We start from the raw sequence: 14,064 nt of genomic DNA, 5'->3' as shown, positions 1-14,064 counted from the left end.
GGAACCAATTGGCGTCATTCGGCGTGTAACGATCGGAAGAACGTATGATTGTGTAATTGTGCGCGCACTTCGGGCCATCGAGCCGAGCGCACATCGAGCGCGGGGGCCCGACGAAGGCGACGACGACGTGCAGGACAAGGATGAGACGTCCCCGGCGGCATCTGCCGTTCCGGGGACGTCGGCCGAGGAGCCGGGGCAGGAGAGCCCCAGCCGCATAGAACGGCGCGCCCGGGACCGGCGACGCCGCCGGCGGCGCATCCTCGGTTGGACCGCCGGCGGGCTCGTCGCCGTCCTGCTCGCCGCCGGCGGCTTCGGCTGGTGGCTGTACGACCGCCTCAACGGCAACATCCGCACGCAGGACTTCGCCGACCGACTCACCGATCGTCCGCCGCCCACCGGCGGCCTGAACGTGCTGCTCGTGGGGTCCGACTCGCGGGCCGGCGACAACGACGAGTACGGGCAGGACGACGGAGGCAGCCAGCGCTCGGACACCACGATCCTGCTGCACGTGCCGCAAGGCCGGAAGAGCGCGACCGCGGTCAGCTTCCCGCGCGACCTGATGGTGAACGTGCCCTCGTGCCGGACCGCCGCGGGTGGCACCGAGCGCGCCTACTTCGGCCAGTTCAACAGCGCGATGGAGGTCGGCGGCGTGCCGTGTGTGGCCGCCACCGTGGAACGGCTCACCGGCGCGCGCATCGACCACCAGATCACCATCGACTTCACCGGCTTCAAGAAGGTCGTGGACGCGCTCGGCGGCGTACCGATGCACATCGCCCAGCCGATCGACGACAGGGCCGCGCATCTGCAACTGCCCGCCGGCGACGTCAACCTCAACGGCGAGCAGGCGCTCGGCTTCGTCCGGGTGCGCAAGAGCATGGGTGACGGCAGCGACATCCAGCGGATCGCCCGCCAACAGGAGTTCCTCAAGGCGCTGATCAAGAAGGTCCAGGACGAGAACCTGCTGACGAACCCGGCCAAGGCGTACAACGTGATGGACGCCGCGACCAAGGCGATCACCACCGACTCCGGGATCAACTCGTTGGTCAGCCTGTACGACTTCGCCAACGGCCTGCGCGGCATCCCGCTGGACAGGATCGACTTCACCACGACGCCGCTGACCGACTACGCGCCGGACCCCAACCGGGTCGCGCTCAAGCAGCCCGAGGCGGCGCAACTGTTCACCGCACTGCGCGACGGTGCTCCGGCACCGGTACCCTCCGCGACCGGAACGGCCTCGCCGGGTGGCACGAATCAGGGCACTGCGGGGCGTTAACCGTCACCGGGCCGTGACCCTGGTCGTTGAACTGTACGGTGCAGGGGTCCGCCGACGACGCAGCGACCGGGCCCTCCGGGTAGACCCGGTCATGGGGCCGCCCGCGACGCTTTACGGTGGACTCGCGAGGGTGCTGGGTGCGGACCGAGGGGCTGGTGGCAGGGGCGCCATGACGGGTCGGGTTCTTCAGGTGGTGCAGGGCACTCGTTGGCGACGACGCACGGGTGAGTACACCTCGATCTCAGCCGCGGTGGGCGCGGCGGCGGCGGGTGACTCGATCCTGGTCGCGCCGGGGACGTACCGCGAGGACGTCTCGATCGCCGTCCCGGTGACGGTGGTCGGATCGGACGGGCCGGGGACGGTGGTGCTGACCGCCGCCGACGGCGTCGCGCTGACGATCACCTCGGACGCGGCCGTCCACGGGCTGGTCGTCGAGGGCGGCGCGGGCGTGCTCTCGCCCGCGATCGTGATCGAGGGCTGCGCGCCGATATTGGAGGAGTGCGTGGTCCGGGCCGCCTCCGTGGTCGGGGTCGAACTGCGCGCGGGCGCGGACCCGATGGTGCGCCGCTGCCGGGTGAGCAACCCGCAGGGTGTGGGCATCGGGGTCACCGGTCGCTCGCGCGGCACCTTCGAGGACTGCGAGATCGGCGACACCGGGCGCGAGGGCTTCGACGTCCGCGAGGGCAGCGCGCCGATGTTGCGTCGCGGCCGGGTCCGGGACGCTTCCGGACACGGGCTGCGGTTCACCGGCCCGGGGACCACGGGCAGTGTGCAGGAGTGCGAGATCCACGACGGCTCGGACGCGGAGCCGGCGGTGTTCGTCGGCGACCAGGCCTCGCCGCATCTGACCGGCCTGCACATCCACGACGTGGGCGGCGGCGGGATCTGCGTCGCGGGCGGCGCCGCGCCGATCATCGCCGACTCACGGATCGAGCGGGTCGGCTGGGCGGGCATCTCGGTCGGCGGCCAGGGCAGCGCCGGATCGCTGTCGCGTACGGAGATCACCTCGGTCAAGGGCACCGGCGTCCAGGCCGACGACCTGGCCACGTTCTCGCTCGACGACTGCACGATCCGCGACGCCGAGGGCAACGGCGTCTCCGTCGACCGCGGCGCCAACCTGACCCTGGTCGGCTGTCGGCTGCGCGACATGGGCCGCAACGGCGTCGACGTGCACGGTCACTCCGAGGTCACCCTCAGCGGCTGCACGATCCGCAGCTTCGGCCGCAACGGGCTCTCGCTCGCCGACCACGGCGCCCGCGCGTCCGCGATCGACTGCGAGTTCCACGACTCCACCGGCGGCAAGCCGGCCGTGTGGGTGGCCGACGGCGCGGACGCGGCGCTGGGCGAGTGCCGCATCCACGACGTGTTGGACGGGGTCAAGGTGGCCGGGTCCGGTACCGGACTGTCCATGCACGACTGCGAGATCCACGACGTGGACGAGACCGGCATCGGGATCGGCGCGGGCGCGGTGGTCTCGGTCAAGTCCTGCAAGGTGCGCAAGGCCACCACGGGCGTGTGGTTCATGGAGTCGGACTGCGGCGGGATCATCGCCGACTGCACGATCGAGGACACCACGGACGGCGTCTCGGTCACCGGCGCGGCCGGGCCCACGGTGCGCCGGGTCCGGGTGGACCGGGCGACCGGTGAGGGCATCCGGATCGCCGGTGGCGGGCGCGGCGACTTCGAGGACTGCGAGGTGCTCGGCGGGCGCGGCTACGGCGTCAACGTGCGCGAGGGCTGCCATCCGGTGTTCACCCGCTGCACCACGCGCGACAACGCCAAGGGCGGGTTCGAGTTCGCCGGCCCGGGGCCGGTGGCGGTCGAATGCACGTCGCAGGGTGACGGGGGCGGCAGCGGTCAGCCGCCGGCCGCCGGCGGCATCCTGGGTACGCCGAGCCCGATCGCGGCGACCGGGGCGCAGCCGCAGGGCGTGGCCAAGCTCACCGCGACGCTGCCGATCCCGGGCGCGCGGGACGGTGTGGCCGCCGACGAGGCCGCCGCCGAGGCGCCCGCGCGCGCGGTGGACGAACTGCTCGCCGAACTCGACGGCCTGGTCGGCCTGGCCGGCGTCAAGGCCGAGGTGCGCAACCTGATCGACCTGATCTCGGTCGGCCGGCGGCGCGAGGAGGCCGGGCTCAAGGCACCCACGCTGCGTCGGCACCTGGTCTTCACCGGCTCCCCGGGCACCGGCAAGACCACGGTGGCCCGGCTGTACGGCGAGATCGCCAAGGCGTTGGGCGTGTTGCGGATGGGCCACCTGGTCGAGGTCTCCCGGGTGGACCTGGTCGGTGAACACATCGGCTCGACCGCGCCGCGCACCAAGGAGGTCTTCGACCGGGCCCGGGGCGGTGTGTTGTTCATCGACGAGGCGTACAGCCTGGCCCCGGCCGATCCCTCGCGCGACTTCGGCCGTGAGGCGATCGACACGCTGGTGAAGCTGATGGAGGACCACCGCGACGACGTCGTGGTGATCGTGGCCGGCTACACCGACGAGATGGAGCGCTTCCTGGGCGCGAACCCGGGCTTCGGGTCCCGGTTCTCGCGCACCATCACGTTCCAGGACTACTCGGCCGACGACCTGGTCGAGATCACCCGCAAGCAGGTGCGCGAACACGAGTACGTGCTCACCGACGACGCGTGCGACGCGCTGCTGGGCTACTTCCGCCGGCTCCCGCGCGGGGCCGCGTTCGGCAACGCGCGCGAGGCACGGCGTACGTTCGAGGCGATGATCGAGCGACACGCGACCCGGCTGGCCCAACTGCCCGGCGCGGGCATGGAGGAGTTGCGCACGCTGCACCCGGAGGATCTGCCCGAGCTGCGGTGAATCGGCCCGCGTCGGCGGGGTAACGGCCGGTGGACGCGGTCGCCCCGTGCCGCGTTGTGGAGAGTGCGCGGGGTGTGGACGGTGTGCACGGCTTTGGATGGTTTGCGACGGCGAAGGAGCCTCACGTGCCGGTCATGGGCATCGACATCGGCGGGACCGGGATCAAGGGCGCGCCGGTGGACGCCGGCGCCGGGCGGCTGACCCACGAGCGGGTGCGTCTGCTCACTCCCGAACCGTCCGAACCGCGGGCGGTGATCGGTGTGGTCCGCGAGGTGCTGGAGCAGTTCGCCGACACCCGGGGGCCGGTCGGCATCACCTTTCCGGGTGTGGTCCGGGACGGCATCGTGCGCACCGCCGCGAACGTGGACAAGTCGTGGATCGACCTGGACGCCGACGCGCTGTTCTCCGCGACGCTGGGGCGGCCGGTGTCGATGGTCAACGACGCGGACGCGGCCGGGGTGGCCGAGATGCGGTTCGGCGCGGGCGCGGGCCACGCCGGCACCGTGCTGATGTTGACCTTCGGCACCGGCATCGGCAGCGCGCTGTTCGTGGACGGCAAGCTGGTGCCCAACACCGAGCTGGGCCACCTGGAACTGGACGGGCACGAGGCCGAGCACCGGGCCTCGGCGGTGGCCCGCGAGACGCACGACCTGTCCTGGGAGAAGTGGGCCGAGCGGGTGCAGGACTACCTGCGCTACGTGGAGATGCTCTTCTCGCCGTCGCTGATCATCATCGGCGGCGGGATCAGCAAGAAGCCGGAGAAGTTCCTGCCGTACATCAAGATCCGGGCCGACCTGGTCCCCGCGAAGCTGCACAACGACGCGGGGATCGTGGGCGCGGCGATGCTGGTGACCGGCGACTAGGCCCGGTCCGGCGGATCCTGGTGGGTCCGCGCCGCCCGGCACCGCGCCTCGCCGCACCGGAGAAGCAGCCGAATGGAACCACCGTGCGGCTGCTTCTCCGGCACGCCGAGGCACGGCATCCGCCCTTCGGGCTCCTCGCTGCGCTCACGACGCGGCCCGATCCACCAGGATCCGCCGGACAGGGCCTAGACGTCGGTGCCGGTGTCGACGGCGGTCGGGCGGTCCCGGCGTGGGGCGCGCAGGACGCCGCCGAGCAGTGCGGCGATGTTCCACGCGTCGTCGACGCCTCGGTGGTGGGTGCCTTCGAGCGGGAGGCCGGCGTGCTCCAGGGCGCCGGCCATGCCGAGTTCGCGGTCCAGGCCGTGCGCGAGCGAGTACAGCGACTTGGCGTTGAGGTGGCGGGTGCCGAACGGGTACGGGACGCCCTCGGCGGCGCATTGCCGCTCGAACTGCTGCCGGTCGTACTCGCCCCAACTCGCCCACGCGCGCTGATGCGCCTTGAACTCGGCGCGCAGCAGGGCGCACGCGTCGGCGAAGGAGAGGCCGGCGTCCACGTCCGCCTGGGTCAGCGTGGTCAGTTCGGTGCAGAACGCGCCGACGGTGGAGTGGGTCGGGCGCACCAGGATGCCGTGTCGGTCGACGCGCTCACCGGTGGCGATGTCGAAGGTGGCGAGGCCGATCTCGATGATCTCGTTGCGCTGTCCCTCGGGAGTCGGGCCGTCCCAGCAGGTCGCCTCGACGTCGATCACCAGGAGCAGGTCCATCAGTCGTTTTGCCATGCCGGTCAGCAGAGCATCCTCGGCGACGTGCTACCACTGGTTTTGTTCTGACGGTATGTCAGATGTCGAGTCACCCGTCCACGGAGGAGATAAGAAATGGGTACGCACAGGACATCACCCGAGACCGGCGTCGTGATCACCGGCGGCGCCTCGGGCATCGGGCGGGCCACCGCGCGGGCGCTGGCCGCGACCGGGCGACCGGTCGCGCTGTGGGACATCGCGGCGGGTCCGGTCGAGGAGGCGGCCAAGGAGATCGAGGCCGAGCACGGGGTGCGGGCGCTCGGTCTGGCCCTGGACGTCACCGACACCGAGGCGTACCCGGCCGCGATCCAGGCCTCGGCCGAGGCGCTGGGCACCATCGGCGGTTTCGTGCACGCGGCGGGCATCGTCGACTCGACCCCGATCACCGAGGTCACCGCGGAGAACTGGGACCGCGTCCTGGACGTCAATCTGCGCTCGTTCGCGCTGCTGGTCCAGGCGCTCACCCCGCACCTGCGCGAACACGCCGGCTCCGCGATCGTGGGCATCGCCTCGCTCAACGCGATCGTCGGCAACGCGCTCAACCCGTCCTACTGCGCGTCGAAGTCCGGCATGCTCGGGCTGAACCGCTCGATCGCCGCCAAGCTCGCCGAGTACCACATCCGCAGCAATGTGGTCTGCCCCGGCTACGTGGAGACGCCGATGCTGGCCCGCTCCTTCGCCCGCCCCGGTACCCGCGAGCGTATGGAGAACAGCTCCCCGCTGCGCAGGCTGGGCCGCCCGGAGGAAATCGCCGGCGCGATCCGCTTCCTGCTGAGCGACGAGGCGTCCTTCGTGACGGGCACACACTTGATGGTGGACGGCGGGATGACGGAGACGGTCTGATCGATCGGGGCAGGGCCGGCTCTCGAAGGGACGTCGCCCTGCCCCGAGTGTTCATGATCGTGATTCGGGAAACCGGGCATATGGCAGATCAATCCCTGACAAAGTGGTGGTGATCCTGTGGATGAGGAAGCCGAGCGTTCGGGAGAGATTGTGCAACCCGCCTTCGACCACGAGTGGACTGCCGACGACGTGATCGTCGCTCAGGAGACCTCGCCATACCGCATCGAACTCCTGGACGGCGTTCTGATGACGTCTCCGGCGCCCAGGCTGCGCCACCAACGTGTGTCTTCGACGCTGTCGGGCCGTTTCGAACAGGCGGCAGCCGACTCCGGGGTCGCCGTCATGGTCTTCGAGAACGTCAATGTTCGTCGAGGAGAGCGGGACTTGCTCCAGCCCGATATCGCCGTGGTGACTCGTGCTGCCGGGATAGAGGGTCTCGAAGCGGACGAGGTGGCTTTCGCCCCCGAAGACGTGCTCCTGGCCGTCGAGATTCTCTCGCCCGGCCACGAGGGCGCCGACCGCATCGACAAGCTCGCCAGGTACGCCGAGTGGGCGATCGCGTCCTACTGGGTCGTGGACCCGAAAGCCCTGACCGTCGAGACCCACACACTCGACGGAGACGAGTACGCGCCCTCGGGTACCGCCAAGCCGGGCGTCGTCACCACGCTTCCCGCGTTTGCGCCGGTCGCCCTCGATCCGGGCACGTTGCTGCGGATGCGGTGACGTGGATGGGTACGGGTGGTTCGGCTTCGCTACTTCGGGTGTAGTTCGACCACCGTGACCTCCGGGGGTGCGCCGAGGCGGACCGGTGGGCCCCAGAAGCCGGCGCCTCTGGTGATGTAGAGCATCGTGTCGTCGACCCGGTGCAGGCCGGCGACGGCCGGCTGGTCGAGCTTGACCAGGAATTGCACCGGGAACATCTGGCCGCCGTGGGTGTGGCCGGAGAGTTGTACGTCGACGTCGTACTTGGCGGCGTCGTCCACCTGGACCGGCTGGTGGGCGAGGAGCACCACCGGGCGGGACGGGTCGCGGTTGCCCAGTGCCTTGGCGAAGTTCGGACCGTCGTGGTGGGACTTGCCGGAGATGTCGTTGACGCCGGCCAGGTCGAAGGCGGCGCCGCCCCGGGCGATCTCCAGCCGGTCGTTGGCCAGCGTGTGCACGTTCAACTCGGCGAGCTCGGCGACCCAGTCCGCCGCGCCGGACATGTAGTCGTGGTTGCCGGTGACGAAGAAGCTGCCGTATCGGCTGGTCAGCCGCCGCAACGGCGCGGCGTCGTCGCCCAGTTGCCCGGCCGTGCCGTCGGCGAGGTCGCCGACGATGGCGACCAGGTCGGGGTTGGTCCGGTTGATCGTCTCCACCACCCGCGTGGTGTGCGCACGCCCGAGCAGCGGGCCCAGGTGGATGTCGCCGACCACCGCGATCCGGAAGCCGGCCAGGCGCGGATCGAGCCGTGCGACCGGTATCCGCACCCGCACCGTGCGCGGCGCGCCCAAGGCCTGGGTCATCCCGTAGCCGACCGCGCTCATCGAGGTGCCCGCCGCCAACAGCGCGACCGAGCGGCTCAGCACCAGGCGCCGATCCGGCCCCAACGGCGTGCCCGACGCGGCGACCGGCGGCCCGGCATCGGACCGGGCGTCAAGCTCCGCGACCTCGCCGACGGCATCCCCGTCGGCACCGACCGCGACCGGGACCGAGCGCGGCACCTCCGCCGCCCGCTCACCCGCCCCGCGCCGCCGCAGCGCCCGCAGCGCGAACACCCGAGGCACCTCGAGCACCCCGAGCGCCATCACCACGTACAACAGCAGCGCCATCCAGACGAAGCCCGGCCACGCGATCCATTCCGTGCCGCGCGGGCCGAACACCTTGGGCAGCACCAGCGCGCCCGCCATCGACACCCCGAGCGCGATCACCACTCCCGCGCCGACTCGTCGCACGAGCCCCGACCGGGTGGTGTCGCGCACGAGTCGCCGCCACACGTAGAGGTGCACGCCGACCAGCAGCGCGAGCACGGCGACGGCCGCGATGATCACCAGGACAACGGTCAAGGGGGACTCCCGGATGCATGGATGGTTCCCGGGAAGCGTGTCACGCCCGCGCCGGCGCCGGCATCCGGCTCGCGGAGTATCCGAGGTTGCTCCCGCAGGAGCAACGCGACGCAGTTCGCCGTATCCTGACGCGGTAGCGACACACCCGACGATGGCCCGGTCACGCCGCGAAGTGGCCCACTCGTGAAGCGAATCGAGAACGGCGACGACACGTCGCACCGCACCGATCGGGCTCGGCGGCACCGCGACGGGAGGAACTCCTCCCGGGAGCGATGACCGCGCCCGGCGGGAGCCGCCCGGCCGGCCCCGTGTACCACGTCAACACCCGCGCCGAACTCAAGCGGCAGCGCCGCGGCAAGGCGCACGGCTGCTGGGACCACCTCTACCTCGCGCCGCTGTGGCCCAAGTACGGCGTCAACCTCGGCACCCTCCTGCGCACGTGCGACGCGGTCGGCGCGTGTCTCGTCGTCCCGCGGCTGCCCTGGGTTCCCGAGGCCCTGGCCCGGGGCAACACGCTGCGCCGGCCGACCTGTGTGCATCGGGTGGGCAATCCGCTCACCTGGCTGGGCACCCAACGAGAGCGCGGCGCCCGGGTGGTCGGTGTCGAACTCGCCGACGACGCGGTCCGCCTCGCCGACCTGAAACCCGCCCGCTGTCCCACCATCGCCGTGCTCGGCCACGAGAGCGACGGCATCCCGTTCGAGGCGTTGCCGCACCTCGACGAGATGGTGGAGATCCCGATGGTCGGCACCGGCATCAGTCTCAACGTCGCGGTGGCCGGCTCCCTGGTCGCCTACAAGCTCGCGGGTCTGCTGTGACGGCGGGTCCTATGCTCGGTGCCATGGTGCGTGTGCGGACGTCGCTGGGTGGCCTGGTCGGTGAGGAGTCGGACGGGGTCCGGATCTTTCGGGGGGTGCCCTTCGCCGCGCCGCCGGTGGGCCCGGCCCGGTTTCGTCCGGCCCGGCCGCCGGCGGCCTGGACCGGCGATCGGGACGCGCGCGAGTTCGCCCGCGCGGCGCCGCAGCCGATCGGCCGGTACGGGGCCGCGCCGGTGGCCGTCGACGAGGACTGCCTGTACCTGAACATCCACGCGCCGGCCGAGCCCGGCCCGCATCCGGTGCTCGTGTGGGTGCACGGCGGCGGCTACACCTCCGGCGCCTCGTTCGAGGGTGTCTACGACGGCGGCCGGCTTGCCCGGCGTGGCGTGCTGGTGGTCACCGTCGCCTACCGGCTGGGCGCGCTGGGGCTGTTGCAGTTGCGGCACCTGCTCGGCGACGAGTACGCCGCCTCCTCGACCAACGCGCTCCTGGACGTGGTGCGGGCGCTGCGCTGGGTGCGCGAGCACATCGCCGCGTTCGACGGGGATCCCGACCGGGTCACCCTCGGCGGGTTCTCGGCGGGCGCGAAGCTCACCGCCAACCTGCTCGCGCTGCCCGCCGCGCGCGGGCTCTTCCACCGTGCGATCGTGCAGAGCGGCGGAGCGCACACGGTGCGCACGGTGCCCGAGGCGGAGCAGGCCACCGGGCACGTGCTGGCCGCGCTCGGGCTCGGCGCGGACCGGGCCGCCGAACTGATCGACGTGCCGTCGAGCGATCTGCTCGACGCGCAGGAGCAGGCGATCGGGCGCGGTACGGCGCGGTTCGTGTTCCGGCCGGTGGTCGATCCCGCCGGGCCGCTGCCGGTGACGCCGTTGCGGGCGATCCGGGGCGACGTGCCGATCCTGCTCGGGTCGAATCAGGACGAGGAGCAGATGTTCGCGGTCACGGAGGGAACGGGCGCCCGCGAGCCCGGACCCGCCGACCTGGCCAACCTGCGCCGCCCGGACGCGCTCGCCGAATTGGTGCGCACCTACGCGGAGATGTACCCGGACCTGAACGGGCGCTCGCGGCGGATCCGGCTGCTCACCGCCGAGTCGTACGGGATACCGACCGTGCGCCTCGCCGAGGCGCAGCTCGCGGCCGGCGGCACGGCGTACATGTACCGCTTCCGCTGGGCGCCCAGGGCACATCCCCAGCGGTTGGGGTCGCCGCACGCGATCGACATCCCGTTCGTGTTCGGCACGCTGGACACGCCGCTCGGTCGCTGGCTGACCGGCGGGGTCCCGCCCGCCGCGCGGGAGTTGTCCGATCGCATCCAGCAGGCGTGGGTCGCGTTCGTCAAGGGCGGGCCGCCGGTGGCGGACGGTCTGCCGGCGTGGCCCCGGTACGACCCGACCGAGCGGCGCACGATGCTGCTCGACGTGCCGGCGACGGTGGTCGGCGATCCGGATCGGGAGGAGCGGCGGGTGTGGGACCACGCGCTGTGAGCCCGGGTGGGCCGCCTCCGCTGGTGGATCTGATGCCGTGGGGCACGAGTGGGATCGGTACGGGACGGACCTGGGTGTACGCGCCCGAACGGGAGACGCTGCGTCGGCGCTGGGCCCGGTTGGCCGCCGCCGAGGACCGCAACACGCTCTTGCAGCCCACCCGTTCGCGCACGGACGGGTCCCGGCCCGCGCCGCTGCCCGGGTGCGAGGCGCCGATCGGGCCGCTGGCGCGTGAGGTCGGCCCCACGCCTCGGCTGGTGCGGGTCGCCCGGCGGCCCTTCGATCGGCAGTGGCTGGTCGCGGATCATCGCGTGGTGGACTTCGCCCGGCCCGAGTTGTGGCGGGTGCGCGGGGATCGGCAGGTCTACCTGACGGAACGTCAAGCGGGGGACCCCTGGCCGCTGTTGTGCAGCGCGCTGTTGCCGGACGCGGCCCATCACGGCGGTCGGGGCGGGCGGGTCGCGCCGCTGTATCGGGACCCGGCGGGCCGGGTGCCCAACCTCGCGCCCGGTCTGGTCGACCTGCTCGCGGAGCGGCTGGAGGTCCCGGTCGCGGCCGAGGACGTGTTCGCCTGGATCGTGGCGGTGACGGTGGATCCGGCGGGGGTGCCGCTCACCGCCGACCCGACGGTGTGGGCGGCGGGTGTCGAACTCGGCCGCCGGCTGATCGGCCTGTACACGTTCGGCGCGCGGTTCGGCCGGCCCGGCGACGGCAAGCCCCGACTGCCGGGTGGGCGGCGCCCGTTCGTCCGCGAGCCGGTCCCCGCGCGGCCGGCCGGCGCGAGTTACGACGAGGAGACCCGCACGCTCCTGCTCGGCTCCGGCCGGATCGGCCCAGTCCCGCGCGAGGTGTGGGACCTGGGCATCCTGGAGCCGTGGATCGCGGCCCGTACCGAACCCCCGGGCGAGGGCTTGGAGCGCATCCGCGAACGCACCTGGTCGACCGACCTGACCAGCGAACTGATCTACCTGCTCCACGTGTTGGGCCTGCTCGCCGACCTGACCCGGGAGCAAGCCGAACTCCGCACCCGCGCCGCCGCGGGCCCCACTCTCGACTCCACCGCCCTGCTCCCGCCCACCCCCGCGACCCGCCGCCCGCCCACGGTCCTCGACATCACCGAGGAGGGCCCCGGCGGCCAGGCCGTCCTGATCTGACCGATCGACAGCCGCGCTCAGCGGAAGAAGATCGAGGTGTCCAGTACGGCGTCGAAGGGGTTGGGTACCGGAATACGCCCGCCGAAGGGCACGGTGTGCCGCTCCTGGTATTTGCCGTCCGACGGGGACGCGAACAGCGTGACCTCTTGACGGAGCGGGTCGATCAGCAGGTAGAGCGGGATCGGACCGGAGGCATAGCCGAGCGGCTTGACCTCACGGTCGTCGTGCCGGTTTTCGCGACCGGCGGAGACCACTTCGACGACGAGGTGGACGACGTCGGCGGAGAGCTTCCAGTCGTCGAAATCCCACAGCGTGTCCTCGTCGAGGACGGCCAAGTCGGGGACGTAGGCGTCTGCATCCGAGCACGGGAGCACGATGGTGACGGGAGAGAGGGAAACGCCCTTCCCCTCCGGCATGTTCGGCTCCAGGAATCGCCCGCACAGTCGCCTGAGCAGACCGCCGTGACCGGCGACGGGCGGAGGAGACGGGACGATGCGCCCGCCGATCAGTTCGACGCGAACGTTGTCGGGCGCTTCCAGCGTCTCGAACAGTGCGGCAAGACCCGATCCATCGGGCCGCGTGGAGTCGATCATGCAGGTACCTCCTGCGGAGCGATTCTGTGCTTTCGGCATGGTGCCGGCGAAAGGATCATCTTTCCCGAGAGCGGTGGGCGCCGCGTCGGTGTGGCGGGTCTCGGTGTCGGTCAGATCGGGCGGGGTGTGTTCAGGTCCTTCGCGTTTTCGCCCATGATCATGGCCTTGGTTCGTTCGTCGAAGGGCTTGAGTTCGCTTTCGTAGTCCCGCGGGTTCGGGAGGCCCTCGATGTGCGGCCAGTCGGAGCCGAAGACGACGCGGGTGGGGCCCATCAGGTCGACCACCTCGACCAGGTCGTCCTCCCAGAACGGGTTGATCCAGACGTGCCGCCGGAAGGTCTCCACCGGGTCCTCGGGGAACAGGCCGGGGATCTTGCGGCCGACCGAGCGCAGCTTGCGGAACAGGTCGCCGAGGAACTCGGAGCCGTTCTCAACCGAGACCACCCGCACGTTCGGGAAGCGCTCGAACAGGCGGTCCAGGATCAGCGACGCGAGGAAGTCGAAGATCGGCCGTTCCATCGTCCACAACATGGTCACCGACGGGCCGCCGCCGCCCTTGAAGTCGGTGCGCAGGCCCTGCTTGCGGCTGTAGCCGTTGGCCGAGTAGCCGCTGTCGCCCGCGTGCACGATCACCGGTACGCCGGCCTCGTTCACCCGGGCCCAGAACGGATCGAAGACCGGATGCCCGGGCGGGTACGGGCCGTCCGCCGTGTTCGGCGCCGCCGGGCGCATGCACACGATCCGGGCGCCGCCCTCCAGCGCGCGGTCGAGGTCGGCGAGCGCGGTCCGCGGGTCGGCGAGCGCGATGTACGGCGCGGCGAAGATCCGGTCCCGGTAGGCGTACCCCCAGTCCTCCTCCAGCCAGCGGTTGAAGGACGAGTACAACTGCCCGACCGCCGCGGGGTCGTGCGCCAGGGCCGCCTCGTAGACCATGCCCAGGGTCGGGAACAGCCAGATCCCGTCCAGGCCCTGATCGTCCATCACCGCCAGGCGCGCGTCCCGGTCGCGGTATTCCGGGCGGATCGGCTCACGTTCGCGCAGGTAGTCCAGCGGGTTGCGGCCGGAGGGGTTGCCGCGGAAGTACTCGGCCATCGCGCCGGCCTTGGCGATCGGGTCGAAGGTCGGATTGACCACGGCGTGGTTCACCGTGCCGCCGATCACGTGGTACTTGCGGCCGTTGATCTCGCACCACTGGATGACCTGCTCGCCCAACCTCGGGTCCAGATGGCGGGTGAAGGCGTCGATGGCCTCGTAGTAGTGGTTGTCGGCGTCGAAGACACGCATGGCGAAGACCCCCTGGGAGCGGCACGAACCCGGCATGAACCCGCACCGGGCGCGACGGGAACGCGAACCCGGACGCGGGCC

12 protein-coding genes are annotated in these 14,064 nt (G+C 71.6%); 8 read left to right on the top strand and 4 right to left on the bottom strand.

All coding sequences use genetic code 11. From position 1 onward, the window contains the following. Nucleotides 1–127 precede the first annotated feature (127 nt). The 3 genes from OG948_RS13035 (at nucleotide 128) to ppgK (ending at nucleotide 4,960) form a co-directional block, all read left to right on the top strand. Nucleotides 128–1,273 carry an LCP family protein gene (locus tag OG948_RS13035; RefSeq protein WP_406296386.1) on the top strand — a complete coding sequence of 382 codons (1,146 nt, stop codon included), beginning with the start codon at nucleotides 128–130 and terminating at the stop codon, nucleotides 1,271–1,273. 169 nt (nucleotides 1,274–1,442) lie between these two features. After that, nucleotides 1,443–4,097, top strand: a complete 2,655-nt coding sequence (locus OG948_RS13030) for a right-handed parallel beta-helix repeat-containing protein (protein ID WP_406296384.1) — start codon at nucleotides 1,443–1,445, stop codon at nucleotides 4,095–4,097. A gap of 125 nt (nucleotides 4,098–4,222) precedes the next feature. Then, the gene (gene ppgK / locus OG948_RS13025) at nucleotides 4,223–4,960 is read left to right on the top strand and encodes a polyphosphate--glucose phosphotransferase (RefSeq protein ID WP_406296382.1); all 738 of its coding nucleotides are present in this window, start codon (nucleotides 4,223–4,225) and stop codon (nucleotides 4,958–4,960) included. A 185-nt stretch (nucleotides 4,961–5,145) separates the two neighbouring features. Here ppgK and OG948_RS13020 read toward each other — a convergent pair whose 3' ends face one another. Further along, on the bottom strand, nucleotides 5,146–5,739 hold the full coding sequence (locus OG948_RS13020) for an exonuclease domain-containing protein (RefSeq protein WP_406296380.1): 594 nt from the start codon (nucleotides 5,737–5,739) through the stop codon (nucleotides 5,146–5,148). A 96-nt stretch (nucleotides 5,740–5,835) separates the two neighbouring features. On the opposite strand from OG948_RS13020, the gene OG948_RS13015 reads away from it, so the two are divergent. Further along, complete coding sequence (locus tag OG948_RS13015; RefSeq protein WP_406296378.1) at nucleotides 5,836–6,603, top strand: SDR family NAD(P)-dependent oxidoreductase; 768 nt, start codon at nucleotides 5,836–5,838, stop codon at nucleotides 6,601–6,603. A 117-nt stretch (nucleotides 6,604–6,720) separates the two neighbouring features. Continuing rightward, the gene (locus OG948_RS13010) at nucleotides 6,721–7,326 is read left to right on the top strand and encodes a Uma2 family endonuclease (RefSeq protein ID WP_406296376.1); all 606 of its coding nucleotides are present in this window, start codon (nucleotides 6,721–6,723) and stop codon (nucleotides 7,324–7,326) included. Between the two features lie 29 nt (nucleotides 7,327–7,355). Here the strand turns inward: OG948_RS13010 and OG948_RS13005 are convergent, their stop codons facing one another. Further along, nucleotides 7,356–8,648, bottom strand: a complete 1,293-nt coding sequence (locus tag OG948_RS13005) for a metallophosphoesterase (protein ID WP_406296374.1) — start codon at nucleotides 8,646–8,648, stop codon at nucleotides 7,356–7,358. 272 nt (nucleotides 8,649–8,920) lie between these two features. Here OG948_RS13005 and OG948_RS13000 point away from each other — a divergent pair, with 272 nt between their 5' ends. The 3 genes from OG948_RS13000 to OG948_RS12990 are packed head-to-tail and all read left to right on the top strand — an operon-like array spanning nucleotide 8,921 to nucleotide 12,107. After that, nucleotides 8,921–9,466 (top strand): TrmH family RNA methyltransferase, encoded by a 546-nt coding sequence (locus OG948_RS13000; RefSeq protein ID WP_406296372.1) that lies wholly within the window; start codon nucleotides 8,921–8,923, stop codon nucleotides 9,464–9,466. Nucleotides 9,467–9,489: 23 nt separating this feature from the next. Further along, a complete protein-coding gene (locus OG948_RS12995) occupies nucleotides 9,490–10,953 on the top strand; it encodes a carboxylesterase/lipase family protein (protein ID WP_406296370.1) in 1,464 nt (487 codons plus the stop codon). Beyond that, nucleotides 10,935–12,107: a type ISP restriction/modification enzyme gene (locus OG948_RS12990; protein ID WP_406296369.1), complete on the top strand. Its 1,173-nt coding sequence runs from the start codon at nucleotides 10,935–10,937 to the stop codon at nucleotides 12,105–12,107. Before OG948_RS12995 ends, OG948_RS12990 begins: the two co-directional genes overlap by 19 nt. 17 nt (nucleotides 12,108–12,124) lie before the next feature. Here the strand turns inward: OG948_RS12990 and OG948_RS12985 are convergent, their stop codons facing one another. Next, nucleotides 12,125–12,700, bottom strand: coding sequence for a Uma2 family endonuclease (locus tag OG948_RS12985; RefSeq protein WP_406296367.1), 576 nt, complete (start codon nucleotides 12,698–12,700; stop codon nucleotides 12,125–12,127). Between the two features lie 110 nt (nucleotides 12,701–12,810). Continuing rightward, complete coding sequence (locus OG948_RS12980; RefSeq protein WP_406296365.1) at nucleotides 12,811–13,983, bottom strand: amidohydrolase family protein; 1,173 nt, start codon at nucleotides 13,981–13,983, stop codon at nucleotides 12,811–12,813. Between the last annotated feature and the right edge of the window lie 81 nt (nucleotides 13,984–14,064).

Origin of the sequence: Embleya sp. NBC_00888 (genome assembly GCF_045207655.1) — a bacterium.
In the GTDB taxonomy this organism is placed as follows: Bacteria; Actinomycetota; Actinomycetes; order Streptomycetales; family Streptomycetaceae; genus Embleya.
This window is presented reverse-complemented; position numbering and strand designations above follow the sequence as displayed.

Coding starts and splice junctions, on each gene's coding strand:
- OG948_RS12985 (WP_406296367.1), bottom strand. CDS start 12,700: ATGATCGACTCCACGCGGCCCGATGGATCGGGTCTTGCCGCACTGTTC.
- OG948_RS13015 (WP_406296378.1), top strand. CDS start 5,836: ATGGGTACGCACAGGACATCACCCGAGACCGGCGTCGTGATCACCGGC.
- OG948_RS13030 (WP_406296384.1), top strand. CDS start 1,443: ATGACGGGTCGGGTTCTTCAGGTGGTGCAGGGCACTCGTTGGCGACGA.
- OG948_RS13000 (WP_406296372.1), top strand. CDS start 8,921: ATGACCGCGCCCGGCGGGAGCCGCCCGGCCGGCCCCGTGTACCACGTC.
- OG948_RS12980 (WP_406296365.1), bottom strand. CDS start 13,983: ATGCGTGTCTTCGACGCCGACAACCACTACTACGAGGCCATCGACGCC.
- OG948_RS13020 (WP_406296380.1), bottom strand. CDS start 5,739: ATGGCAAAACGACTGATGGACCTGCTCCTGGTGATCGACGTCGAGGCG.
- OG948_RS12995 (WP_406296370.1), top strand. CDS start 9,490: ATGGTGCGTGTGCGGACGTCGCTGGGTGGCCTGGTCGGTGAGGAGTCG.